The organism is Staphylococcus sp. FSL W8-0271 (assembly GCF_038006605.1).
GTDB lineage: Bacteria > Bacillota > Bacilli > Staphylococcales > Staphylococcaceae > Staphylococcus > Staphylococcus cohnii.
The window spans coordinates 1,620,588-1,646,711 of the sequence record NZ_JBBOVM010000001.1 but is presented as its reverse complement, the minus strand read 5'-3'; the positions used below and the strand labels follow the sequence as shown (position 1 = coordinate 1,646,711).

The 26,124-nt window shown below is 32.5% G+C and carries 20 protein-coding genes and 1 riboswitch; of the genes, 16 read left to right on the top strand and 4 right to left on the bottom strand.

Translation table 11 applies throughout. From position 1 onward, the window contains the following. Positions 1-60 precede the first annotated feature (60 nt). From NST87_RS08060 to NST87_RS13820, 7 genes are all read left to right on the top strand, one after another. Positions 61-294, top strand: a complete 234-nt coding sequence (locus NST87_RS08060; protein WP_019467939.1) for an acyl carrier protein — start codon at positions 61-63, stop codon at positions 292-294. 248 nt (positions 295-542) lie between these two features. After that, the gene (gene rnc / locus NST87_RS08055) at positions 543-1,253 is read left to right on the top strand and encodes a ribonuclease III (RefSeq protein WP_390326192.1); all 711 of its coding nucleotides are present in this window, start codon (positions 543-545) and stop codon (positions 1,251-1,253) included. Positions 1,254-1,549: 296 nt separating this feature from the next. Continuing rightward, positions 1,550-5,119: a chromosome segregation protein SMC gene (gene smc / locus NST87_RS08050; RefSeq protein ID WP_340721552.1), complete on the top strand. Its 3,570-nt coding sequence runs from the start codon at positions 1,550-1,552 to the stop codon at positions 5,117-5,119. Continuing rightward, positions 5,116-6,351 (top strand): signal recognition particle-docking protein FtsY, encoded by a 1,236-nt coding sequence (ftsY, locus tag NST87_RS08045; RefSeq protein WP_019467936.1) that lies wholly within the window; start codon positions 5,116-5,118, stop codon positions 6,349-6,351. Before smc ends, ftsY begins: the two co-directional genes overlap by 4 nt. Further along, on the top strand, positions 6,338-6,670 hold the full coding sequence (locus tag NST87_RS08040) for a putative DNA-binding protein (RefSeq protein ID WP_040030561.1): 333 nt from the start codon (positions 6,338-6,340) through the stop codon (positions 6,668-6,670). Before ftsY ends, NST87_RS08040 begins: the two co-directional genes overlap by 14 nt. 26 nt (positions 6,671-6,696) lie before the next feature. Continuing rightward, the gene (gene ffh, locus NST87_RS08035) at positions 6,697-8,064 is read left to right on the top strand and encodes a signal recognition particle protein (RefSeq protein WP_019467934.1); all 1,368 of its coding nucleotides are present in this window, start codon (positions 6,697-6,699) and stop codon (positions 8,062-8,064) included. A 138-nt stretch (positions 8,065-8,202) separates the two neighbouring features. After that, positions 8,203-9,746, top strand: a protein-coding gene (locus NST87_RS13820; protein WP_437129139.1) for an IS3 family transposase whose coding sequence is annotated in 2 segments (ribosomal slippage) — positions 8,203-8,877 and positions 8,880-9,746 — 1,542 coding nt in all. Because the reading frame shifts where the segments join, the coding sequence is not laid out codon by codon here. 733 nt (positions 9,747-10,479) lie between these two features. Here NST87_RS13820 and NST87_RS08020 read toward each other — a convergent pair. Next, a complete protein-coding gene (locus NST87_RS08020) occupies positions 10,480-11,790 on the bottom strand; it encodes an LLM class flavin-dependent oxidoreductase (RefSeq protein WP_019468470.1) in 1,311 nt (436 codons plus the stop codon). Positions 11,791-11,809: 19 nt separating this feature from the next. Then, a complete protein-coding gene (locus NST87_RS08015) occupies positions 11,810-12,562 on the bottom strand; it encodes a 3-oxoacyl-ACP reductase (protein WP_019468469.1) in 753 nt (250 codons plus the stop codon). 106 nt (positions 12,563-12,668) lie between these two features. Then, a riboswitch (TPP riboswitch) is annotated at positions 12,669-12,767 on the bottom strand. A gap of 203 nt (positions 12,768-12,970) precedes the next feature. Between NST87_RS08015 and rpsP the strand changes: the two genes are divergently transcribed. The 4 genes from rpsP (at position 12,971) to rplS (ending at position 15,338) form a co-directional block, all read left to right on the top strand. Beyond that, a complete protein-coding gene (rpsP, locus tag NST87_RS08010) occupies positions 12,971-13,237 on the top strand; it encodes a 30S ribosomal protein S16 (protein ID WP_019468468.1) in 267 nt (88 codons plus the stop codon). 403 nt (positions 13,238-13,640) lie between these two features. Then, positions 13,641-14,147 (top strand): ribosome maturation factor RimM, encoded by a 507-nt coding sequence (rimM, locus tag NST87_RS08005; protein ID WP_019468467.1) that lies wholly within the window; start codon positions 13,641-13,643, stop codon positions 14,145-14,147. Then, on the top strand, positions 14,147-14,884 hold the full coding sequence (gene trmD / locus NST87_RS08000) for a tRNA (guanosine(37)-N1)-methyltransferase TrmD (RefSeq protein ID WP_019468466.1): 738 nt from the start codon (positions 14,147-14,149) through the stop codon (positions 14,882-14,884). Before rimM ends, trmD begins: the two co-directional genes overlap by 1 nt. A gap of 103 nt (positions 14,885-14,987) precedes the next feature. After that, positions 14,988-15,338 (top strand): 50S ribosomal protein L19, encoded by a 351-nt coding sequence (gene rplS / locus NST87_RS07995; RefSeq protein WP_019468465.1) that lies wholly within the window; start codon positions 14,988-14,990, stop codon positions 15,336-15,338. An 89-nt stretch (positions 15,339-15,427) separates the two neighbouring features. Here the strand turns inward: rplS and NST87_RS07990 are convergent, their stop codons facing one another. Together NST87_RS07990 and NST87_RS07985 are read right to left on the bottom strand one after the other, a co-directional pair. Then, positions 15,428-18,052: a YfhO family protein gene (locus tag NST87_RS07990; RefSeq protein ID WP_340721549.1), complete on the bottom strand. Its 2,625-nt coding sequence runs from the start codon at positions 18,050-18,052 to the stop codon at positions 15,428-15,430. A 28-nt stretch (positions 18,053-18,080) separates the two neighbouring features. After that, positions 18,081-20,657: a YfhO family protein gene (locus tag NST87_RS07985; RefSeq protein WP_340721547.1), complete on the bottom strand. Its 2,577-nt coding sequence runs from the start codon at positions 20,655-20,657 to the stop codon at positions 18,081-18,083. Between the two features lie 346 nt (positions 20,658-21,003). Here NST87_RS07985 and ylqF point away from each other — a divergent pair, with 346 nt between their 5' ends. From ylqF to dprA, 5 genes are all read left to right on the top strand, one after another. Beyond that, the gene (gene ylqF / locus NST87_RS07980; protein ID WP_340721545.1) at positions 21,004-21,864 is read left to right on the top strand and encodes a ribosome biogenesis GTPase YlqF; all 861 of its coding nucleotides are present in this window, start codon (positions 21,004-21,006) and stop codon (positions 21,862-21,864) included. A gap of 9 nt (positions 21,865-21,873) precedes the next feature. Beyond that, entirely contained in the window at positions 21,874-22,644 is a 771-nt protein-coding gene (locus NST87_RS07975; RefSeq protein WP_340721543.1) for a ribonuclease HII, read from the top strand. 107 nt (positions 22,645-22,751) lie between these two features. Continuing rightward, positions 22,752-23,918 (top strand): ADP-forming succinate--CoA ligase subunit beta, encoded by a 1,167-nt coding sequence (sucC, locus tag NST87_RS07970; protein WP_019468460.1) that lies wholly within the window; start codon positions 22,752-22,754, stop codon positions 23,916-23,918. A 21-nt stretch (positions 23,919-23,939) separates the two neighbouring features. Then, positions 23,940-24,845 (top strand): succinate--CoA ligase subunit alpha, encoded by a 906-nt coding sequence (gene sucD / locus NST87_RS07965; protein WP_019468459.1) that lies wholly within the window; start codon positions 23,940-23,942, stop codon positions 24,843-24,845. A 226-nt stretch (positions 24,846-25,071) separates the two neighbouring features. Then, the gene (gene dprA / locus NST87_RS07960) at positions 25,072-25,944 is read left to right on the top strand and encodes a DNA-processing protein DprA (protein WP_019468458.1); all 873 of its coding nucleotides are present in this window, start codon (positions 25,072-25,074) and stop codon (positions 25,942-25,944) included. The last annotated feature ends 180 nt before the right edge of the window (positions 25,945-26,124 follow it).

Sequence of the window (26,124 nt, the reverse complement as noted above, 5' to 3'; positions counted from 1 at the left end):
ATGGATAAAATGGGAAAATATAAAAGTCTATTATAGACTTTTAAAAGGAGGTGAATCGACGTGGAAAACTTCGACAAAGTAAAAGATATCATCGTTGACCGTTTAGGTGTTGACGCTGAAAAAGTAACTCAAGATGCATCTTTCAAAGATGATTTAGGCGCTGACTCACTTGATATTGCTGAATTAGTTATGGAATTAGAAGACGAATTTGGTACTGAAATTCCAGATGAAGAAGCTGAAAAAATCAACACAGTTGGTGACGCAGTTAACTTTATCAATAGTATGGAAAAATAATAAACCAATATCTGAGTCGTGGATTTTACGGCTCAGATTTTTTCTATTAAAAAGGTTTATTTTTAGCCATAATATTATTAGTGTTCGTTAAAAATGTTAAGTGTACGATATATGATAAAATGAACGTATTATTAGCAGTTTTCCCTTTTGTTTTATAATAAATTCACGTAAAATATAAAGGCATAAGTATATACAAAATTACTTTAGATTGAGGTGGAAAAGTATTGACGAATCATAAAAAGAAAGAAATGGTTAATGCATTCCAAGAAAAGTTTTCAAAAAAAATGCAAGAATTAAATTTGAATTTTAATCAGGTAAATTTATACCAACAAGCATTTTCGCATTCGAGCTTCATTAATGACTTTAATATGGACAGATTAGATCATAATGAACGTTTAGAGTTTTTAGGAGATGCGGTATTAGAATTGACGGTTTCACGCTATTTGTTTGATAAATATCCAGAGTTACCTGAAGGTAATTTAACGAAAATGCGTGCGACAATTGTTTGTGAGCCTTCACTTGTAATATTCGCGAATAAAATTGCATTACACGACCTTATCTTATTAGGTAAAGGAGAAGAAAAAACAGGTGGTAGAACAAGACCTTCACTCGTATCAGATGCATTTGAAGCTTTTGTAGGTGCATTATATTTAGACCAAGGACTAGCCGCTGTTTGGAAGTTTGCTGAAAATGTGATTTTTCCATTTGTTGAAGGCGATAAACTGGATGGCGTCGTTGATTTTAAAACACAGTTTCAAGAATATGTGCATCAACAAAACAAAGGTGACGTTACTTATCGTTTAATAAATGAAGAAGGTCCTGCACATCATCGTTTATTTACGTCGGAAGTCATCTTAGAAAATAAGCCAGTTGCGATTGGCAAAGGCAAAACGAAAAAAGAATCGGAACAACAAGCAGCAGAAAGTGCATATAAACTTTTGAAAAATAAAGAAACTTAATACCAGTACAATTGTTTAGTGAGATATAGCTCACACGCGATATATCGAATATTGTACAAAATTGTAATTAAAGTAGCATGAGTTAAGCACTGATGTAAAAGTATTTCTAATAGATTAGTCTATAATGCATTTATTACATGTCTTTAATTATAGATATTATTTGGTGAAAATGTAATAATTGCAAGTCGCTGTGCCAAATTTATTGATGCACTAATCATATAGAAGCGAGAGCATGAACGTATCTGTATTGCGTAGTTTTTATCTCGCATCTGAGAAACACTTTAAAGGAGAATAGCATGGTATATTTGAAATCTATTGATGCCTTTGGATTTAAATCATTTGCTGAACATACAAATGTACAGTTTGATGAAGGTGTCACGGCAATAGTTGGACCTAATGGTAGTGGTAAGAGTAATATTACAGATGCAATAAAGTGGGTATTGGGCGAACAATCCGCGAAATCATTGCGTGGCGCTAAAATGGAAGATATTATTTTTTCTGGTGCAGAGCATAGAAAAGCTCAAAATTTTGCTGAAGTAAAATTAAAATTAGATAACAGTACAGGTAAATTAAATGTTGATACAGAAGAACTCGTAGTCACTCGCCGCTTATATAGAAGTGGGGAAAGTGAATATTATTTAAATAATGACCGGTCACGACTTAAAGATATTATAGAATTATTTTTAGATTCAGGATTAGGAAAAGAAGCATTCAGTATAATATCTCAAGGTCGTGTTGATGAAATTCTTAATGCAAAGCCAATTGATAGAAGACAAATATTAGAAGAATCTGCCGGTGTATTAAAATATAAAAAAAGAAAGGCAACTTCTGTGCAAAAATTAGATCAAACAGAAGACAACCTGACACGTGTAGAAGATATTTTATTTGATTTAGAAGGTCGTGTCGAACCACTACGAGAAGAAGCTGCAATAGCAAAAGAATATAAACATTTATCTAGTGAGATGGAAAAAAGTGATGTGCTAGTCACTGTTTATGATATTGAGCAATATAATCAAAATATTTATGAACTAGACGAAAATCTCAATCGCTTAAAAAGCCAACAAGCTTCAAAAGATGCAGAAAAGGTACAACATACACAATCATTGAATCAATATAAATCTGAACGTCAACAACTAGACGAAACAATCGAATCTTTAAATTTTAAACTTGTTAAAGCAACTGAAGAAGTTGAAAAATTTGCTGGACAGTTGAATGTGTTAGAGGAACGTAAAAAAAACCAATCACAAACTAATGCACGATTTGAAGAAGAACAGGAAAACCTAGCGACACAAATCACAAATATAAAACAAGAGCAATCAGAAGTGAAAGACCAAATAAAACATTTAAAATCTAAACAAACAGATTTAAATGAAGAGATACAACAATATGAATCTCAATTATATGTATCCGATGAACAACATGATGAAAAGTTAGAATCAATAAAAGATAAATACTATCAACTTATGTCAGAACAGTCAGATGTCAATAATGATATTCGCTTTTTAGAGCACACGATTCAAGAAAATGAAACGAAACAATCACGATTAGATTCACGCTTGTTAGATGCTTATAAAGATTTGAAAAATATTCAAAATCAAATTACTGAAACTGAGAAACAAAGTACCAACGCGAAAAAAGAATTGAAAAAAGCGGAAAGTGATTTAGCATCTTATGAGAAAAAATTAACACAACTTAAAAATCAACAAAATGAATACGAAGAGAAATTACACCAAGCATACAGATTTAATGAAAAATTAAAATCACGTATTGACAGTTTAGCGACACAGCAAGAGGAATATAGTTATTTTTTCAATGGTGTTAAACATATACTGAAAATGAAGGATAATAAACTTTCTGGTATCCGTGGTGCAGTCGCAGAAGTCATCCAAGTGCCTTCGAATTTAACGAAAGCGATTGAAACGGCATTAGGTGCTTCACTGCAACATATCATTGTGGATTCTGAAAAAGATGGTCGTCAAGCAATACAATATTTAAAACAAAATGGTCTTGGAAGAGCTACATTTTTACCATTAAATGTCATTCAACCTCGTAATGTTGCAAACGATATTTTGAATATAGCAGATAGCTCAACTGGCTTTGTAAATGTTGCTTCAAATGCGATACAAGTTGAAAATGATTATAAACATGTGATTCAAAATTTATTAGGTAATACAATAATTGTAGACAATTTGAAAAATGCTAACGAATTAGCTAGAAAAATTCGTTATAGAACACGTATCGTAACGTTAGAAGGAGATATTGTAAACCCAGGTGGTTCCATGACTGGTGGTGGTAATCGTAAAACTAAAAGTATTTTATCTCAAAAAGATGAGCTCTCAACAATGCGCGCACAATTAGAAGATTATCAGCAACAAACTGTTACATTTGAAAAACAGTTCCAAGCAATTAAAGAAGAAGCCGATGCGTTAAGTAATACTTATTTTGATACGAGTCAAAACTATAATATGATAAAACAAAACGTACATGAATTTGACTTAGAATTGGATAGGTTACGAAAGCAAGAAACACATTTAAAAAATGAGCATGAAGAATTTGAATTTGAGAAAAATGATGGTTATCAAAGCGAAACTAGTAAACAAACCTTAAACGACAAAAAGGAACAATTAGCAACAATTCAAGCGCAATTGCAAACATTAGAAGAAGATATTAATATCTATACAAAATTATCAAAAGAAGGTAAAGAGAGTACAACGTTAATACAACAAAAATTACATCAAAAACAATCTGATTTAGCAGTAATTAAAGAAAGACTAAATACTCAAAAGCAAACTGAATCAAGATTAAATCATCAATTTAAACAATTAAAAGAGCAAAAGCAAAAATTGAGTGAACAAATTGAATTATTTAATTCAGATGAAATAACTGGCGAAAAAGCTTTCGAAACAATTCAAAATAATATTGAACAAAGTAAAAATAATAAAGTAAAATTAACTGAAGATTTAGCTACTATTAAATCACAACGTCAAACATTGAATGATACAATTGAGACAACAGAACGTAAGTTGGAAGAAGCAAATCAAGATATTTTATCAATTGAAAATCGTTACCAAGATATTAAAGCAGAACAGTCTCGTTTAGATGTACTCATTAACCATGCGATAGATCATTTAAGTGAGCAGTATCATCTTACCTTTGAACGAGCGAGTGAATTATATACATTAGAAGAAGATATTGAGAGTTTGCGTAAAAAAGTAAAATTAACCAAGATGTCTATAGAAGAATTAGGACCTGTAAACTTAAATGCGATTGAACAATTTGAAGAAATCAATGAACGATATACTTTCTTGAATGAGCAACGTGCAGATTTAAGAGCAGCAAAAGCGACGTTAGAACAATTAATTGAAGAAATGGATAAAGAAGTTAAAGAACGATTTAAAGAGACTTTTCATTCCGTACAAGGTCATTTTTCTGAAGTGTTTAAGTCATTATTTGGTGGAGGACAAGCAGAGCTGCGCTTGACAGATGATGATTATTTATCAGCAGGAGTAGATATTATCGTCCAACCACCAGGTAAAAAACTACAAAATCTATCATTATTAAGTGGTGGAGAGCGTGCTTTAAGTGCAATTGCTTTGTTATTCGCTATTTTAAAAGTGAGATCAGCACCATTTGTGATCTTAGATGAAGTAGAAGCCGCCTTAGATGAAGCCAATGTTATACGTTATGCGCAATATTTAAAAGCTTTATCAAGTCAAACTCAGTTTATTGTCATAACACATCGTAAAGGTACGATGGAATTTTCAGACCGCTTATACGGTGTAACGATGCAAGAATCAGGTGTATCAAAATTAGTAAGTGTCAATTTAAATACGATTGATGAAGTCATTAAGGAGGAACAAGTATGAGCTTTTTCAAACGACTAAAAGATAAATTCACAACGTCTACAGAAAATCAAAAGACAGAAGAATTAGAGCAAGAGCAACAATCTGAATTAGATGTAGAACAATCTCAAACATCTGAAGAACCTCAAGAAAAAGTAAAACAGCCAAAAAAATTAAAAGAAGCTGATTTTGATGATGATGGATTAATTTCAATTGAAGACTTTGAAGAAATTGAAGCACAGCAATTAGGTGCAAAATTTAGAGCAGGATTAGAAAAATCTCGCGAAAATTTCCAAGAACAGTTAAACAACTTAATTGCACGTTATCGTAAAGTTGATGAAGATTTCTTTGAAGCGCTGGAAGAAATGTTAATAACTGCAGATGTTGGCTTTAACACAGTGATGGAACTCGTAGAAGAATTACGTAACGAAGCACAGCGACGTAATATTTCAGAAACTGAAGATTTACGTGAAGTTATCGTAGAAAAAATTGTAGATATCTATCATCAAGACGACGAACATTCAGAAATAATGAACATTGAAAATGAAGGATTAAATGTCATTTTAATGGTGGGTGTGAACGGTGTTGGCAAAACGACAACAATCGGTAAATTAGCGCATCGTTATCAAGCTGAAGGTAAGAAAGTGATGCTAGCAGCTGGTGATACTTTTAGAGCCGGCGCTATTGAACAACTCAAAGTATGGGGAGAACGTGTTGGTGTAGAAGTAATGAGCCAAAAAGAAGGTTCAGACCCAGCTGCTGTTATGTATGATGCCATTAATGCAGCTAAAAGTAAGGGTGTTGATATTTTAATTTGTGATACTGCAGGTCGCTTACAAAACAAATCTAATTTGATGAATGAATTAGAAAAAGTAAAACGTGTGATAGGTAGAGCAGTGCCTGAAGCACCTCATGAAGTACTGCTTTGTTTAGATGCTACTACTGGACAAAATGCATTGTCCCAAGCTAAATCATTCAAAGATGTTACGAATGTGACTGGTATTGTATTAACTAAACTGGATGGTACTGCAAAAGGTGGTATCGTTTTAGCAATACGTAATGAACTAAAAATACCAGTTAAATATGTTGGCTTAGGTGAAAAATTAGATGATTTACAACCATTTAATCCAGAAAGTTATGTATATGGACTATTTGCTGATATGATTGAACAAAATGTTGATGAAACAGAGGCATCTGATGATCATACAGATAACATGGATGTACGGAATGAAGGCAATAAAGATGAGCCAAAATGATTTAATTAAGACAATACGTATGAATTATTTATTTGATTTTTATCAATCATTATTAACGGAAAAACAACGAAACTATCTAGAACTATTTTATCTACAAGATTATTCTTTAAGTGAGATTGCAGATACGTTTGATGTGAGCCGCCAAGCAGTGTATGATAACATAAGAAGAACTGGTGATTTAGTAGAAGATTATGAAGAGAAACTAGGTCTTTATCAAAATTTTGAAAAACGACAAAATATATATGAAGCAATAAAAAAGCATATTGAGGAGCCAGAAAAAATTAAACAGTATCTTCAAGCACTTGAAGATTTAGAATAATTGAGAGTATAAAGGAGGGTATTGATATGGCATTTGAAGGGTTATCCGATCGTCTCCAAGGGACGATGCAAAAAATCCGTGGCAAAGGGAAAGTTACTGAAGCAGATATTAAATTAATGATGCGAGAGGTCCGACTCGCATTACTTGAAGCAGACGTTAACTTTAAAGTCGTAAAGGATTTTGTCAAAACCGTATCAGAACGAGCTTTAGGTTCAGATGTAATGAAGTCTTTAACACCTGGACAACAAGTCATTAAGATAGTACAAGAAGAACTTACACAACTCATGGGTGGCGAAAATTCAACCATCCAAATGGCCAACAAACCGCCAACAGTTGTAATGATGGTTGGTTTACAAGGTGCAGGTAAAACTACGACTGCAGGTAAGTTAGCATTACTTATGCGTAAAAAATATAACAAAAAACCATTATTAGTTGCAGCTGATATTTATAGACCAGCCGCGATTGATCAATTACAAACTGTAGGCAAGCAAATTGATATTCCTGTATACAGTGAAGGGGACCAAGTTAAGCCGCAGCAAATCGTAGAAAATGCAATTAAACATGCAAAAGAAGAACATTTAGATTTTGTCATTATTGATACGGCAGGTCGTTTGCACGTTGATGAAGCATTAATGGAAGAATTAAGTGATGTAAAAGAAATCACTAAACCAGATGAGATTATGCTTGTTGTTGATGCCATGACTGGTCAAGATGCAGTAAATGTAGCACAATCGTTTGATGAGCAATTAGAAGTTTCAGGTGTTACCTTGACTAAACTAGATGGTGATACACGTGGTGGTGCTGCTTTATCAATTAGAGCAGTGACACAAAAGCCAATTAAATTTGTTGGTATGAGTGAAAAATTAGATGGCTTAGAACCATTCCATCCAGAACGTATGGCTTCTCGAATATTAGGTATGGGTGATGTGTTAAGTTTAATAGAAAAAGCACAACAAGATGTAGATGAAGATAAAGCTAAAGATTTAGAAAAGAAAATGCGTACGTCATCATTTACTTTGGAAGATTTCTTAGAACAATTAGATCAAGTTAAAAACCTTGGTCCATTAGATGACATTATGAAAATGATCCCTGGAATGAACAAAATGAAAGGGATGAATAATCTTAATATGGATGAAAAACAAATCGACCATATTAAAGCCATTATTCAATCTATGACACCTAATGAACGTAATAACCCTGAAACACTAAATGTATCACGTAAAAAACGTATTGCTAAGGGTTCAGGACGTACTGTTCAAGAAGTTAACAGATTGATGAAGCAATTTAATGAAATGAAGAAAATGATGAAACAATTTTCTGGTGGCGGCAAAGGCAAAAAAGGTAAACGTAAACAAATGGAGAATATGTTAAATGGTATGAATTTACCATTTTAACAATTGTCTATAAAATAATTTTTTAAAGAAGTGAACGGGATACAAGTCTCATTCACAAAATAAAGGACTAATCCATATGATGATATGCTCCCTTCAAAGTAGACACTTAAAAATGTAAACTTTGAAGGGAGCTTTTTTATGACTCATAGAAAATTATCACCTGAAACTTATCAAAAAGCTTTCAGCTTATATGAAGAAGGATATAGTATGAAAAATGTAATTCAAAAATTAAATTTAAATTGTTCTCCTAGAACATTATTGATTAACTATTATAAATTTAAGAAGCATGGAATAAAGGTGCTTTTACCAATTCAGAGAAATAATACCTACTCAAATGAATTTAAGCTTAAAGTTGTGCACGAATATATAAATGATGGCCTATCTTTAACTGATTTAGTAGTTAAATATAATATCCCCACTACTTCAACTGTAAACAAATGGATTTCAAAGTATTTGTCGGGTAAAATATTAAAAACATATTCTCCAAAACCCGAGGTGTATCAATTGAAATATAAATCATTAACATTTGAAGATCGTGTAGAAATCGTTGATTATTATATGAATCATGGCCAATCGTATAAGACAACAGCAAATCATTTTAACATCAATTATAGCCAAGTATATAACTGGGTAAAAAAGTACAACTTGCATGGATATGATGGGCTTAAAGATGGACGTGGAAAAGGGAAACCCCAGTCTGTATTAACACCTGAAGAGGCATTAAAAGCTGAAATTAAGATACTTAAAGAGAAAAATAAATTTCTTCAAATGGAAAATGACGTTTTAAAAAAGGAAGAAGAAATAGAAAGGAAGTTGATGAAACAGGCATCAGACAAAAAGCATCATACCAAACGGTAAAAGCATTTAAAAACCTTTATCCGATAGCTTGGTTATGTTCAGTATTAAAGATATCACGTTCAAGTTACTATAAATGGTTACATCGCAAACCATCAAATAAAGAAATTGAAAACCAAAAATTGATCAAAGATATCGTTGATATCTACAATAAATACAAAGGCATATATGGATATCGTCGTATATACATATATTTAAGACTTAAACTACATCAAAAAGTAAATCATAAACGTGTCTATAGATTGATGAATCAACTGAATCTAAAATCTACTATCCGCCCTAAAAGAAAACGATATATTAAAACAACACCTGAAATTACAGCACATAATATATTAAATAGAAAATTTGAAGAACAAATCCCAAATAAAAAATGGTTAACTGACGTTACAGAATTCAAACTAAGCAATGGTAAAAAACTTTACTTAAGTGCTATTTATGACTTAGGCAGCAAACAGATTATCAGTCATAAATTAAGTACCTCAAATAACAATAAATTTGTATTAGATACGCTCAAAAAAGCAGTCAAACTTGTGCCGAATACCGAAGGTATACTCTTACATAGCGACAGAGGATATCAATATACAAGCAGATTATTTAAAGTTACGTTAGAGCAACTTGGTATAAAACAAAGTATGTCACGACCAGGATGTTGCATAGATAATGGACCTATGGAAGGTGTATGGGGAACTATTAAAAGTGAATTGTTTAGAGGAAGAAAAAAAGTGATTTTTAAAGACAAGGCTACAGCAATAAAAGCAATTAATTCATATATAGAATTTTTTAATCAAGAAAGAATAACATTAAAAATGGCTACCCTTATATCGTAAATATAAGGTAGCCATAAACATTTTGTTTTTTTCACTGTCTACTTGACAGGGTGCAGTTCATGAAAGAAATGGATTAGTCCTTTTTATATGGATAACTTGCGATTTTGATCGTGCATGCTTGCCTAGGGATATGGCTCGAGCCTATTGTCTCTCGTCCATATCATTTCCCCGGGCGTCAGCACGATGCAAAATCGTTTGAAATATTTCTCAAGATATAAAAGCAAAGGCTCATTTAAAACAATTCAGTAATCCTAATAAATTAATGATGTTCTTATTTTATAAAGTTAATAACATGAATTGAAATCATAAGTAATAAAGAATTAGTCCTTTTTATATGGATAACTTGCGATTTTGATCGTGCATGCTTGCCTAGGGATATGGCTCGAGCCTATTGTCTCTCGTCCATATCAATTCCCTGGGCGTCAGCACGATGCAAAATCTCTATAAGTGATGTGTTTTAATACAATAGAAAAAAGCTTCGTATTATTTAACTCATACAACTAATAAAAAGTCATGTTTTTAATTAACCAAAAGATATAACTAAATATGAATACACATGATGGATTGGTTCTTTTTATATGAGACTAACTTGCGATTTTGATCGTGTATGCTTGCCTGGGGATATGGCTCTAGACTGTAGTCTCTCGTCCATATCATTTCCCCGGGCGTCAGCACGATGCAAAATCGTAGGAAATATAAAATTATGAATTTTCATTTGTGAATGACGTGTTATTTAATTTGACTTAGGTAAATTCATATTTTCCCTAAATGTCGTACCTTCATATTCTGTTCTAAAAAGATTTCTTTTTTGTAATTCTGGAATGATGTAATCTACAAAATCTTCTAAGCTATTAGGAAAAGTTGGCGGCATTAAATTAAATCCGTCGGCTACCCCCTCATTAAACCAATGTTCCATTTCATCAACAATTTGTTCCGGGGTTCCGATAAGCGTTAAATGTCCACCACCTGCACTAAGATATCCTAACAATTGTCTTAAAGTTGGATTTTTGTCTTTTATAATTTCTAATACAGTTTGATAACGACCTTTAGGACCTTTAAAAGCTTCTAATGGTGGTAAAGGTGGCACTGGTTCATCCAAATCCCAATTATGACAATCTTGATGGATGAAAAATTCTAATTGATTTAATGCTGTTTCAATTGCTAAGTTTGCATCTAGTTTTTGCTTTTTAGCATAAGCTTCTTCGTATGTTGGGGCGACATATGTGACTAACCCCGGAAAGACTTTTAAACTGTCTTCTGATTTACCTGCTAATTTTAGTTGATGATTTAATCTTTTTTTAAATGCAGTAGCCTGCTGTATGTTCCAAGCTACTGCATAAACGGCATCTGCGTATTTAGTAGCTAATGCAATGCCAGGATCTGATGCGCCTGCTTGCATAGCAACAGGTTTACCTTGTAGGCTGCTTGGTGTTGTTAAAGGCCCTTGTACTTTGAAGTGTTCTCCTACATGATTGATCGCATGGATATGGTTTGCATTGATTAGAATATCTTGTGCCTTGTCATGTACAAAATCTTCTAAGCTCCAAGATGTTAATAGTTGATTCATAACACAGGCAAATTCATCTGCTTTTTTATAACGTTCTTGATGTGCAGGTAAACGAGACATGCTATGATTTGCAGCTTCTAAATCTGTCATAGAGGTTACTAAATTCCAACCTGCACGTCCTTGACTCATATGATCAAGACTCAATAATTGTCTTGCAGCAGTAAAAGGATTCGAAAATGTACTTGAGATAGTCGCAACAAGACCTATATTTTGTGTTACTTGTGCTATTGCTGCTAAATTCATTAATGGATCAAACCAAAAAGCTGGCATATCATTATCCGTTTTTGCAGGAAAAGATTGATTATCAGCAAAAAATATAGCATCTAGCAAGCCTCGTTCTGATAGTCGAGCTAACGATTGATAATAATTGATATCGCCAATTCGATCAATACTAGAATCTTGCATACGCCATGCAGCTTGGTGATGGCCACAACCGTAAATTAATACACCTATATTGAGATGTTGATCGTGCGTCATAATTGATGCCCTCCATATTTTAGTTCATTGTTAAACCGCCATCTACGGTAATATTTTGACCAGTGATACCATTAGCTTGATCGCTAACTAGAAATGCCACCATATTTGCTACATCTTGTGGTGTTGTTACTTTATGTAATGGTGTAGTCTGTTCAATTAAATCAAATACTTCATCTGAAGTGGCAGCACTGGCGTCTGTGGTTTTTAATAAACCACCAGAAACGACATTAGCTTTGATGCCATACTGACCAAGTTCAGCAGCAATATTTCTTGTAAAACCGATTAAACTTGATTTAGCGGTAGTATATTCATGATAGGGTACGACAGGATTTTGGTATAAATTCGTTCCGATAGATATAATGTTACCTGATTTGTGCTTAATAAATTGATCGATAACACTTTGGGTTACATTAAAAGCACCTTTGAGCGTACCGTCAATTTGTTGTTGGTAATCTGACCAGCTTAAGTCTTTAAATGATTTTTGACTAGAAGGATCAAATTTAAAACCTATAAGCGCATTATTCACAACGGCATCTATTTTTCCAAAATAATTAGTAGCTTCCGTGATTAATTGATCAACTTGTGTTCTATCTGTGACATCAGCACATATCGCAATTGCTTGATCGTGACCAATTTCGGCCACAACTTTTTCTGCTAATGCTTTATTTTGAAAATAATTGATAATTACATTATGTCCTTTCTTAGCTAAAGTTTTTGCTATTGATGCACCTAACCCTCTACTGCTACCAGTTATAAGTATTGTTTTAGTCATTATTTCACTCCTAGAATTATTTATTAAATAAAAAATACACAACCTCCGTGAGAGAAGTTGTGTACTAAAAATCTACAATCTATAGTTAAGACATTAAAATAGTTTTGTCATTTTTGTAACACTTCCCTCCGCTAGTATGGACTAGATCAGGTTCAAAGGGTTTGAGTAAACTCATCTCAGTTAAAAAACACCCCTAGTGCATTTCATATTTAATTTATTCTCAATTTATAGTGTTTAATGATCTATGTCAAGTTTATGTCGAAATCGTAAGCTATATTGATATAATTAATTGTCTAAAAGTAAAAATATAAAATGGTAAAGAAGAAACTCTTTACAAAGTTCTAAATAACTGTTAATATTATTTCTTGTAGAAAATAAAAATTAGAACAATCAAAGGAGAGAATATAAATGGCAGTTAAATTACGTTTAACACGTTTAGGCTCAAAAAGAAATCCATTCTATCGTATCGTAGCAGCAGATGCTCGTGCGCCACGTGATGGTCGTAACATCGAACAAATTGGAACTTATAATCCAAATAATGTAAATGCTCCAGAAGTTAAAATTGACGAAGAATTAGCATTAAAATGGTTAAAAAATGGTGCTAAACCAACAGATACTGTACACAATATCTTATCAAGAGAAGGTATCTTGAAAAAATTTGATGATCAAAAATAATTGTCATCATTTACACATATTAAATTTATAAAAGGAGAGGCGTAGAAATCTCAGTGATTTAAAATGATTTCGTCGTCTTATCTCCGCATGGATGACTAAGGTGAAATGTTTACCATAGTCCATGCCAATATAATGATAAAAGGCTGAGACAATACATTTGTCCCAGCCTTTTAAATTACCATATTAGTGAAAATTTATATAAATTTTCACCAGCATTTAGTGCACGTTCACTAGTTAATAAGATTGTTTAAAGGAATAATTAAAATAATCAATACACATTTTACCACGTGGAAGTATAGTGAAGGCTTAAAATAATTATGACAATTCATGTTATAATTATTTTAGTCAAAAAATGAAAAAACGAATTTCAATGATATATTTATACATTATCGGAGGAGCTTAAATGAAAGTAGAAATAGGTAAAATTATCAATACACATGGTATAAAAGGCGAAATCAAAGTCCAATCTCACTCAGATTTTACAGATATCCGCTTTCAACCAGGTGAAGTTGTGTTGATAGAACGTCAAAATGAACCAACAATAGAATTGAAAGTTGCGACATATCGCATGCATAAAGGGTTACACATGTTGACTTTTGAAGGAATCAATAATATTAATGATATTGAGCATTTAAAAGGGGAAATACTTTTACAAGAACGCGACCATGAAGAAATTGAATTAGGTGAACATGAATATTATTACTCAGATATTATTGGTTGTACCGTATTCGATGACAAAGAAACGCCTATTGGACGCGTGATAGAAATTTTTGAAACGGGTGCGAATGATGTATGGGTTGTCAAAGGTGATAAAGAATATCTCATACCATATATAGAAGATGTTGTTAAAGATATAGATGTTGAAGGTAGACGTATTGATATTACGCCTATGGAAGGATTGTTGGAATAATGAAGATAGATTATTTAACTTTGTTCCCTCAAATGTTTGATGGCGTATTAAATCAATCGATTTTAAAAAGAGCGCAAGATAAGGAAATGCTACAAGTCAATACTGTCGATTTTAGAAGTTTCGCTGAAAATAAACATAATCAAGTAGATGACTATCCATTTGGCGGTGGACAAGGCATGGTGCTCAAACCAGAACCTATATTTAATGCAATGAAGTGCATTGAAAAAACAGAAGATACACGAGTGATTTTAATGTGTCCACAAGGTCGGCCATTTAATCAGGAAATTGCACAGGAACTCAGTCATTCAGAACATTTGGTTTTTATTTGTGGACATTATGAGGGGTATGATGAACGAATTCGACAGCATCTAGTTACTGATGAAATTTCTATGGGAGATTATGTTTTAACAGGTGGAGAATTGCCTGCTATGGTAATGACTGATGCAATTATAAGGTTAATACCAGGTGTTTTAGGCAATCAACAATCGCACGAGGATGATTCCTTTCAGGATGGTTTGTTAGAATTTCCACAATATACAAGACCACGTTCATACCAAGATATGAACGTGCCAGATGTATTATTGTCAGGTAATCATGCGCATATTGATCAATGGCGTCATGAGCAAAAACTGATACGTACGTGGGAAAAGCGTCCAGATTTATTAGAAAATTATCCACTTACGGATAAAGATAAAGATATTTTAGAAAGATATAAAAAGCAATTGAAAAATGAATGACAGTGTGCTAACATAATTTAAGTGTGCGACACACGAAAATCACTATGATCCGCTGCTATATATTTGTCTAGGCAAGAACATAGGTTGAAGGAGAGAAAAAATAATGAGTAATCACAAATTAATCGAAGCAGTAACACAATCACAATTACGCACAGATTTACCTTCATTCCGTCCAGGTGACACTTTAAGAGTTCACGTACGTATTATTGAAGGTACTCGCGAACGTATCCAAGTATTCGAAGGTGTTGTAATCAAACGTCGTGGTGGAGGTATTTCAGAAACTTTCACAGTACGTAAGATTTCTTCAGGTGTAGGTGTGGAACGTACATTCCCATTACACACTCCAAAAATCGAAAAAATCGAAGTTAAACGTCGCGGTAAAGTACGTCGTGCTAAATTATATTACTTACGTGAATTACGTGGTAAAGCTGCTAGAATCAAAGAAATTCGTTAATCAGCATAAAAGTCATAAAAAAGAAGCAGTTCCTATTAGGAACTGCTTCTTTTTTGCTTTGCAACAATTTGACGAAGGTGATAAAGATATTATTTTGATTTTTTAGCATAAATCCATTTTGTATATATGAAACTTAAAACGACGCCAATAACACTAATTACGATCAATAACCATGTATAGGGTGGTGTATATTTAAGCGTAATTGTCTTTTGTCCTTGTTCTACAGGGATGATTGTCATGATGCCATTTCCTTGTTTAACTGGTAACGTTTTGCCTTTGTCTGTATAAGCTTTCATTCCATCTCTATATGGCATTGGCAACACGAGATAACCTTCATCATTTTTATTTTTTTCAATTGTATAATTACGGGCATTTTGTGAAACTTTCACTGAATGTAGTTGTTTATGCGCTTTATTTAATACGTCGTAGTTTTCTCCGTAAATGCCTTTAATATTAAAACGATAAGTACCTTTAGATAATTTTATATTCAAATCTTGAGCAGATTTTATGCGCATTGTTATAGGAGTGACGAAACGTCTGTACTTATAAGATAAGTTATTACGATGTTGATTATATTCATTTACGCCAACATTGTGTTCTTTATCTGGTCCCAACAATTCAACATCCATCTCTACATAAAGGTCTTCATATTGATTGGCAATAGATGGTGGTAACTTATACTGGATACCACCGCCGTCCTTAGAAACGGATAATTTATTTTTATGTGTACGTTTTGCATTAACTAAATGAGTTGAAGTTTCTGCAAGTAAGTTTTTATTCGGTGTGAACTGTTGATTGGTAGGGTATGCGTCTGTCTGGTCAAAAACGACCCCTTGTAACATTGCTTGTTCTTTATCCAAAGGTGATTTAAGATCTTTTTTATTAAATACTTTATTTGTAATATGTGCACTTGGGTAATCGATTTTATTTTTTGAGTGTATAAAGGATTCATCATTAGAATGTTTGATTGTACTATGCTTAGAAAAACCGTAAGGCATGTTTTTGTTTTCTGGACGTCGTATACGATCATTGACATCCCAAAGTGCCATCAAATTAGCTCTATTTGAAAGTAAACGGTAAGTGCTGTTTTTATCCGTATGCATATTGATTTGTAATGTTTTATCATAATATTTTAAAATATCACCATCAAAAATACTTGAATATAATGCAATGCCGTTGAAATGATATATCATTGGTGAATTCAAACCGTATTGTGACATGTAATCGATTCTACTGAATGGATTATCTTGACTCTGTTTAATCTTATCAATTTTTTTGGCTAATGCAGGACTTTTATATTTTGAATCATGCATTGACGAAACTGTCGATTCGTATTTTTGAACATTATTGACATGGTCGTTCTCTAAAATAATTGCTTGTTGAATAATGAATAATATTACAAGTACAACAGATGGCCATTTTAATTTGAATAGTGATTTTTTATAAAGCAATATACCGATAAAAATCATAATTACAAGGCAGACGCCCATCCAGGACATTCTTTGTTCTTTAACTATAATTTGCATAATACCCATAATCATTAATACGGGTAAGCAAGCGAATATATACGACTTCAATGATAATTCAGATAAATGCTGAATAAATAATGCAATTAATCCAGCAGTAGTTAGCGCAAATATATAAACCCAGCGGCGCTCAGGTGTTGAGAACCCATTGAACATACTATCGAAAAGGGGAGTTAGAGATCCTATTAGCATCACCCAAGTTGCGATAGCGAAAAGTCTATAATAATAATGTCGATATAATTTAAAAGATAGTAAAGCAATGAGTGCAATGATAGTAACAGTGATATAAAATCCATTTGTGAAAAAATGTTTTTGTCGTGCGAAATCTGTAATGATACCAAAATTAAAATAAGGATTACTTACTCTATCATTATTTAAAAAAGAAGAAACTCCAGTATAAAAACCCCATATAGCAATTAAGGTACTTAATATAACTGCTATAGGTATCATCCAAAGTTGTTGTTTCCTTGTGACGATATCTTTTGCATGTGGGAAGATACATCTGTAGATAAAGTAACTCAAAATGACAATAGCTTCGTAATAACTAAAATAAAAATTAGAAAATAATGTTAAAGCAATAGCAAAAATAAATAATCCAATTTTTCTTTCTTTATAAAACCGTTCAATACCAAGCAAAGATAGTGGGAGAAAAATTAATAAATCTCCATAATATGACCAAGTAAAATTAAAATAAATGACGGTTGTTGAAGCTGCATATAACATTGAAGCCAAAAATACTATGTAGTTTTTGAGCTTGATATAATTAAAGAAATAGAACGCAAGGATAAATGTAGCAATACCTTTGACAAAAGCTACAATCAATTGGTTACTTGCCCAATATGTGATATTGCTAGGGTTGCTATTAAATATTACTTCAGATAACCACACGAATAAAAAATTAATTATTACAAAAGGTGAGGTTGCATAGTAATAGGATAAATCTTTAACATAATCTCCACCTAAACCAAAAGAATGATCATAAAAACTTTTGAATTGGCTAAAGTGTTCGTAAAGATACATTTGGAAAGGCATCATTTGCCTAAACCCATCACCATGACCACTGAATACGACACCGTCAGTTAAATAGCGATAAATATATGGTGTGAACGTTAATAAAGCTACGCCAACGCCCATTAAAAGGATCGTTAAAAATCTTGTTAGTTTGTGGGACCAAATTCTATGAAACACGGTCATACCTCATCTCAGATAAACTCCTTTATTTAAATTTAGATTTTTGTTTTAGACACCAAAAAGCACTTATTAAGATACTTATACTTGAAATGATAATCATCGTAAACCAATATTTCGGTCGATATTTAATGACAATTTCACGATCTTGTTCTGAGACTGGCACACCAGTCATCATATAATTTACTTTTTTAGGTTTTACTTTTTTATGATCTATGTAGGCCATCATACCGTCACGATAAGGAATGTTAATCGTTGCGATACCCTTAGAGTGTGGCGCTAACTTCACTTTAACTCCATTGTTAATATCATTATAATAATGATTTTGTTTTGTGTTATAGGCTTTTTTAAGTTTATTATAGTTTTCTCCATGAAGACTTTGAATTTCAAAATAATAATTACCTCTAGGATTAATAGCTATGTTAATATTACCATCTTTATCTGGTTGCGTCCTATATAATTGGTTTTCAACGCCAGTTTTATAGGTTGAATTGTTATATAAACGGTGGTTAGCATAATTATTGATATTAATTGTGTAGTTGCTATCGGGTTTGCCACGTTGAACTTTTAAACTTAAATAAAAGTCTGAATAACGTTTTCTTAAGTGATTTGGAACATGAATTTTAATCTGACCTTGGTTTTTGGGCAGATAGATTTGATTATGATTTTTCACTTTTATATTTTTATAAACTATTTTAGTTGAATTGATAAGGTTTTGTGCATTATCCGTATAAGTCTCACCTTTATTTTTTATAACAACACCATCTAACATCGCATGTTCTCGATCGATAGGTGTTTTTAAAGCGTCGGTATTATAGATTTGATCAGTCACTTTTACGGAAGGTAAGTTTAAAGTATTCTCATAAATGTGATATTGTCCTTCACTTTTTACTTTTTTAAAATAACTAGGAACATTGTTTTCATAATTTTTTAACATTAAATATTTCATTGAAAATAAACTGCTAATATTTTGTCGCCCATTAGTACTTTGGTATCTACTCACTGATTCAGACTGCAGGTTAATTTTTAAATCATCGTAGTAATAGTCTAAAATATTATGGTGAAAGATACTTGAGTATATACTTGAACCTTTAAAAAATTGATACATAGGTGTGTTATCTTGTTCATTAACACGCCAATCGATACGTTCGTCTTCGGTCTTAGCATGTTTCATTTCAGAGACTAACTGTCTTTGTAACGGTGTGTTAAAAAGACTTGCATTGACATAATAACGATTTGCGCGTTCAACATGATCTTCAAAATAAATTTGATTGCGTATAAAAACAGCTACAACGAGTGTTGCTAATATCAATATGGCAGTATAGTAAAAATAAGCTAAACGTTTACGATAAGTTGGGACTTGAATACATAATACTAATAAGCCTATTAAACTAACAATAGGTGTAAACCAAAGCCAAGAAACGAAATCATCATAAACCCAAGCGCTTATAAAGATAAAACTTAAACTTATGATTGATGAAAAAAGATAGTTTTTAACCGTTAAAGTGCTAAAGTATTTTGCATATAGTCCAATGAGCAATGCAGCGTTAAAAGCTATTAAGTAATGCCATCTTTTTTGTGGAGCAGAAAAGCCGTTAAAGAGCTGATCGACAAATGGTAAATAATTAGCACCTATCGTAAGGATCATAAAGATAGCGAATAACTTAAAATAAAAATGTTTGTACAGTTTAAATGATAACAGTGCTTGTATCACTATAAATAAAATCACTATTAAGTAATTGTCATAAAATAAATTCGTATTTTGGTTGAAGGGTTCAAAAGCATCTACGTCTCCATTAAAAGGTATACGTCTATTATTGGTATAAGCACGTAAGCCATGATAAAAAAAGAAAAGACTACAACCAAGTGCTAAAATTGCAGCAATGAGGATTGTGTATATTGCTTTAAATCTAGGAACGATATCATGTTTATGCTTATATATTAATCTAACCGTGAAATAGATTAGGCCTACGATTAATTGATAATATGCAAAATAAAAGTTATTAATTAATGAAACTGTGACTACTATAATAAACATAGCTTTTTTTTCTTTTTGCAAAAATAATTCAATAGACCATAAGAGTAGCGGTAATAATATAAAAATATCACTGAAAAAAGGCCAATATACAGTAAACCTAAAATAGAGTGGTGATATTACAAAAAGATATGACGATAGTAGTGCAATGCTTCTACTATGTGTAATGTAACGTACAAAACCAAAAGTTGCTAACATCGCTAATGTTGATTTAAATACTGATATTACAATAGCATTTGTCATCCAAAACATGATGTCTTGCGTATTTAAATTGACCACTAATTTAATGATAAAGATAAAAAACACATTAATTATAAATAAAATATTAGTTGAAAAATAATAACTTAAATCAGTGAAAAAATCTCCACCTAATCCAAAATCAGTGGCGTAAAACCATTGTCCATGACTCCATTTATCATACAAGTACATTTGCATTGGAATCATTTGTTCCATGCCATCGTTGGGCCCTGTAAATAAAACACCATCATTTATAAATCTATAGATGACATATCCATGACCAATGATTGCTAATATAAAGCATAATAATATGTAAAAAAGCATCCTTTTCATGAGTAGTCTCCTGTAATTGAAATATTTTAATTCTATTGTAACGATTTTTTAGATTTATTGATAAAAATTACTATTATTTTATTTCAAAAAAATTAATCACAAGATTATATTTATTTTGGTGTTTAGTATTGAAGGGCACAAATTTGCTTAATTTAAGGTCTGTTCTAGACAATTGGGCATTTATTATAGGAAAATAGTGTAAATTAGTTTTTTAAATAAAGTAAATACAAGTTTTTATTTATCTCTATTCACCGCTCGTGTTATGATTTTAAGGTCAATGAATGGTATGAATAAAATATAAAATTTTGAAAACAAATGAATAAACGTAAAAAGAAAGGTGAAGTAAATGGTAATCCAATGGTATCCAGGACATATGGCAAAAGCAAAACACGAAGTTGCTGAACAATTAAAGAAAGTAGATGTTGTTTTTGAACTTGTTGACGCCCGTATTCCTTATAGTTCAAGAAACCCAATGATTGATGACGTGATACAACAAAAACCGAGAGTAGTCATTTTGAATAAAAAAGACATGGCGAATTTAAAAGAATTAGAAAAATGGGAGTCTTATTTTAAAGAAAAAGGCTATTATCCAGTGGCAATCGATGCTAAACATGGAAAAGGACTAAAATTAGTAGAGCAAACAGCTATTAAAGCAACACAAGAAAAATTTGACCGTGAAAAGAAAAAAGGACTAAAACCACGTGCGATACGTGCGATGATCGTCGGCATTCCTAATGTTGGAAAATCTACACTCATTAATAGGTTAGCACACAAATCCATTGCTAAAACTGGAAATACACCTGGTGTTACAAAGCAACAACAATGGATCAAAGTTGGAAATTCACTTCAATTATTAGATACGCCAGGTATACTTTGGCCTAAATTTGAAGATCAACTTGTAGGAAAAAAATTAAGTATTACCGGAGCGATTAAAGATAGTATTGTACATTTGGATGAAGTTGCGATTTATGGTCTTGAATTTTTAAAAGCTCATGATTATGAAGGATTGAAAAATCACTATAAGGTCGATGTGCCAATAGAAGCTGAAAATTTAGAATGGTTTGATGCTATAGGACGTCGTAGAGGATTGTTGCGTAGCGGTAATGAGGTTGACTATGAAGCGGTCATTGAATTAATCATCCATGAAATTAGAAATGCGAAAATCGGAACATATACGTTTGATGTTATTAAAGAAATGGATGTGTAGCGTAAATTTATGAAACAAACGATAAAAGAAATTAAAGACCAATTAGCAACGATAGATAACATGGACGACATTCAACATCTACCATTTTATAAGGATGAACGTATTGGAGTTCAAAAAGCAATAGCAACAAGAATAAAACAACTAGATAAAGAACAACAATTATTATATCAATATCAAGCCATGACTTTTTATGAAAATCAAATATTAGCAAATGATGAAAGTGCGATAATTTGTGGTATTGATGAAGTGGGAAGAGGTCCACTTGTAGGACCAGTTGTTGCTTGTGCAGTGATATTAAATCATGATCATCACTTTACAGGTCTTAATGATTCGAAACAACTTACTGCCAAAAAAAGAAAAATATTAGAACGTCAATTATTAGAGGAATTACATGCTTATGCATTCGGCTATGCCACCGTAGAGGAAATTGATGAAATCAATATTTACGAAGCGACAAAATTAGCAATGAAACGTGCTATTAATGGGCTGTCAGTTCAGCCAACGCATTTACTCATTGATGCGATGACTTTAGAAACAGATATCGATCAAACATCTCTTGTGAAAGGCGATGCTAAAAGTGTATCGATTGCTGCAGCAAGTGTCTTAGCCAAAGAAAATAGAGACAGGTATATGAAGCAGCTTGCCCAAAAATTTCCAGAGTATGGGTTTGAAAAAAACGTTGGCTATGGGACTCAGCAACACTTAGATGCAATTAAAAATCACGGCATTTTAAATGCCCACAGAAAAACATTTCAACCAATTAAATCTCTTTATAAATAATCTAAAAATTAAAAGAATTGAAATAAGTAGTTTAAATCAGTTTACAATAGCGCTTTCATTTCCTATAATTAAATATGAACTTAACCTAAGAAACAGGAGGATGGAGAATGAATATCCACGAGTATCAAGGTAAAGCAATATTTCGTTCAATGGGCGTTGCTGTCCCAGAAGGACGTGTAGCATTTACTGTTGAAGAAGCAGTTGAAAAGGCAAAAGAATTAGATTCAAATGTATATGTTGTAAAAGCGCAAATTCACGCCGGGGGTAGAGGCAATGCAGGCGGTGTTAAAATTGCAAAATCACTATCTGAAGTGGAAACATATGCAAAAGAATTGTTAGGAAAAACATTAGTAACACATCAAACTGGACCAGAAGGTAAAGAGATTAAGCGCCTTTACATAGAAGAAGGCTGCGATATTCAAAAAGAATATTATGTTGGATTTGTAATTGATCGTGCAACTGATAGAGTTACTTTGATGGCATCAGAAGAAGGCGGTACTGAAATTGAAAAGGTTGCTGCTGAAACACCTGAAAAAATCTTCAAAGAAACAATTGATCCAGTTGTTGGATTAGCACCTTATCAAGCCAGAAGAATTGCTTTCAATATTAATATTCCTAAAGAATCTATTAATAAAGCAGCTAAGTTTTTAGTATCACTTTATAACGTATTTATTGAAAAAGATTGTTCAATTGTTGAGATTAACCCACTTGTAACTACAGGTGATGGACAAGTACTTGCATTAGATGCAAAACTCAACTTTGATGACAATGCGTTATTTAAACATAAAGATATCCAAGAATTACGTGATTTAGAAGAAGAAGATCCAAAAGAAATCGAAGCTTCTAAATATGATCTATCATACATTGCATTAGATGGCGACATTGGCTGTATGGTAAATGGTGCTGGTCTTGCAATGGCGACAATGGATACAATCAATCACTTTGGTGGTAATCCGGCGAACTTCCTTGACGTAGGGGGCGGCGCAACGAAAGAAAAAGTTACTGAAGCGTTTAAAATCATATTAGGTGATGAAAATGTAAAAGGTATCTTTGTTAATATCTTTGGTGGCATTATGAAATGCGACATTATTGCTGAAGGTATTGTTGCTGCAGTTAAAGAAGTTGAATTAACTTTACCGTTAGTTGTACGTTTAGAAGGTACAAATGTTGAAAGAGGTAAAGAAATTCTGAAAGAATCAGGGTTAGCTATTGAACCAGCTGCAACAATGGCAGAAGGCGCACAAAAAATCGTAAAACTTGTAAAAGAAGCGTAAGGAAAGGATGGGAACGCTAAGATGAGCGTAATGATAGATAAAAATACAAAAGTAATTGTACAAGGTATCACAGGGTCTACTGCACTTTTCCATACAAAACAAATGCTTGAATATGGTACGCAAATTGTTGCAGGGGTAACTCCAGGTAAAGGTGGACAAGTAGTTGAAGGCGTACCAGTTTTCAATACTGTTGAAGAAGCTAAAAAAGAAACTGGTGCAACCGTTTCAGTAATCTATGTACCTGCTCCATTTGCAGCAGATGCTATTTTAGAATGTATCGAAGCTGAGTTAGATTTAGCGATATGTATCACAGAACATATTCCAGTTATCGACATGGTTAAAGTGAAACGTTATTCAGAAGGTAAGAAAACACGTGTGATTGGACCAAACTGTCCAGGTGTTATTACTGCAGACGAATGTAAGATTGGTATCATGCCTGGTTATATACACAAAAAAGGTCATGTGGGCGTAGTTTCACGTTCAGGTACATTGACTTATGAAGCTGTACATCAGTTGACTGAAGAGGGCATTGGTCAAACTACTGCAGTAGGTATCGGAGGAGATCCAGTTAACGGTACTAACTTCATCGACGTATTAAAACAATTTAATGAAGATGATGAAACGAAAGCAGTTGTTATGATTGGTGAAATTGGCGGTACAGCAGAAGAAGAAGCTGCTGAGTGGATTAAAGCTAATATGAACAAACCTGTAGTAGGTTTCGTTGGTGGCCAAACAGCACCTCCAGGAAAACGTATGGGTCATGCTGGCGCAATTGTTTCTGGTGGTAAAGGTACTGCAGATGAGAAAATCAAAACATTAAATAGTTGTGGTGTGAAGACCGCAGATACACCATCAGAAATTGGTACAACGTTAATTGATGCTGCAAAAGAAGCAGGTATCTATGAACAGTTACTTACTGTTAAATAGTATAAATTAACAATGCAATAGTATTAAAATGAGCACAAACTCCCAAAATATGTTGGAGTTTGTGCTATTTTAAGTGTACGAATTTTGTATGATATGTAGGTCATGTGCTGTACTCATTTAAATTTCTTTTTAAAAATAGATTACAAATGTAGCCTAAATGAATTTAATTTGTAAACTGACTTTATATCGATTTACTTTATAATGATTTTATAAAGGAGTACGATATATGAACACAGATTATCTATTTTTAAAATTACGTTTCTCAGGACTGTCCACACAGCAAATACATCGGTTATTTAAATTTAAAAGCAATTTTCTGTCATATACTAAGCGTGAACAACAAAAGATACTAAAACTATATTTATCAACTACCAAATCTCAAAAGAAATATCAAATATATCATGATTTTGTTAACTATCACATTGATGCTATACTGATGCAATTATATAAATGGAATATTAATTTTATTGGAATTAACCATCCATCTTATCCAAATTTACTTCGTGAAATACATGATCCCCCATTCATACTTTTTTATAAAGGAAATATCGCGTTAACTGCACGTGACCAAACCCTTGCAATTGTTGGCTCTAGACATGCTACTGATTATACAAGGGATGCTCTGAAATTCCTTTTTCCTTCATTTAAAAAGAAGAATTTAACTATCGTTTCTGGATTAGCAGAAGGTGCAGACCAAGTAGCACATCAATACGCTATAGAAAATCATATGGCAGCTATTGCAGTGTTAGCCTTTGGCCACCTTAATCATTATCCAAAATCAACACAAAAAATAAGGGAACAGTTAGAACAAACAGGGTTAGTCATCAGTGAATATCTGCCTTATCAAAAACCGCTTAAACACCATTTTCCAGAAAGAAATAGATTGATTAGTGGTCTTTCAAAAGGTGTATTGATAACAGAGTCTACAATTAAAAGTGGTACTTTAATTACAACAAATTGCGCTTTAGAACAAAACAGAGAGGTATATGTTTTACCAGGGTCAATGTTTAATGATATGACAATGGGCAACCTAATGAGTGCACAAGATGGCGCGAAAATTGTAATATCACCGAAAGATATCATAGATGATTTTGGCTAAAATTGATATCAATAAATTTGTACGAGAACACTTTTGATTTGAAAAAAGATGTGAATAATCGGTGTCTTTTCCAATATTTAAACCTAAATATGCCTTTGTTTAAATGAATTTAAAATTAAAAACATTGACAAAAACAAAATAGACCGTTTATCATTTATCTTTGTAATTAGAAATGCAAGG

What these genes read in the sequence shown, in the direction of transcription:
- dprA (WP_019468458.1), top strand. Translation starts at nt 25,072, where the DNA reads ATGAACACAGATTATCTATTTTTAAAATTACGTTTCTCAGGACTGTCC.
- NST87_RS08020 (WP_019468470.1), bottom strand. Translation starts at nt 11,790, where the DNA reads ATGACGCACGATCAACATCTCAATATAGGTGTATTAATTTACGGTTGT.
- rplS (WP_019468465.1), top strand. Translation starts at nt 14,988, where the DNA reads ATGAGTAATCACAAATTAATCGAAGCAGTAACACAATCACAATTACGC.
- rimM (WP_019468467.1), top strand. Translation starts at nt 13,641, where the DNA reads ATGAAAGTAGAAATAGGTAAAATTATCAATACACATGGTATAAAAGGC.
- smc (WP_340721552.1), top strand. Translation starts at nt 1,550, where the DNA reads ATGGTATATTTGAAATCTATTGATGCCTTTGGATTTAAATCATTTGCT.
- rpsP (WP_019468468.1), top strand. Translation starts at nt 12,971, where the DNA reads ATGGCAGTTAAATTACGTTTAACACGTTTAGGCTCAAAAAGAAATCCA.
- NST87_RS07975 (WP_340721543.1), top strand. Translation starts at nt 21,874, where the DNA reads ATGAAACAAACGATAAAAGAAATTAAAGACCAATTAGCAACGATAGAT.
- ffh (WP_019467934.1), top strand. Translation starts at nt 6,697, where the DNA reads ATGGCATTTGAAGGGTTATCCGATCGTCTCCAAGGGACGATGCAAAAA.
- sucD (WP_019468459.1), top strand. Translation starts at nt 23,940, where the DNA reads ATGAGCGTAATGATAGATAAAAATACAAAAGTAATTGTACAAGGTATC.
- trmD (WP_019468466.1), top strand. Translation starts at nt 14,147, where the DNA reads ATGAAGATAGATTATTTAACTTTGTTCCCTCAAATGTTTGATGGCGTA.
- NST87_RS08040 (WP_040030561.1), top strand. Translation starts at nt 6,338, where the DNA reads ATGAGCCAAAATGATTTAATTAAGACAATACGTATGAATTATTTATTT.
- NST87_RS07985 (WP_340721547.1), bottom strand. Translation starts at nt 20,657, where the DNA reads ATGAAAAGGATGCTTTTTTACATATTATTATGCTTTATATTAGCAATC.
- ftsY (WP_019467936.1), top strand. Translation starts at nt 5,116, where the DNA reads ATGAGCTTTTTCAAACGACTAAAAGATAAATTCACAACGTCTACAGAA.
- rnc (WP_390326192.1), top strand. Translation starts at nt 543, where the DNA reads ATGGTTAATGCATTCCAAGAAAAGTTTTCAAAAAAAATGCAAGAATTA.
- sucC (WP_019468460.1), top strand. Translation starts at nt 22,752, where the DNA reads ATGAATATCCACGAGTATCAAGGTAAAGCAATATTTCGTTCAATGGGC.
- NST87_RS08015 (WP_019468469.1), bottom strand. Translation starts at nt 12,562, where the DNA reads ATGACTAAAACAATACTTATAACTGGTAGCAGTAGAGGGTTAGGTGCA.
- ylqF (WP_340721545.1), top strand. Translation starts at nt 21,004, where the DNA reads ATGGTAATCCAATGGTATCCAGGACATATGGCAAAAGCAAAACACGAA.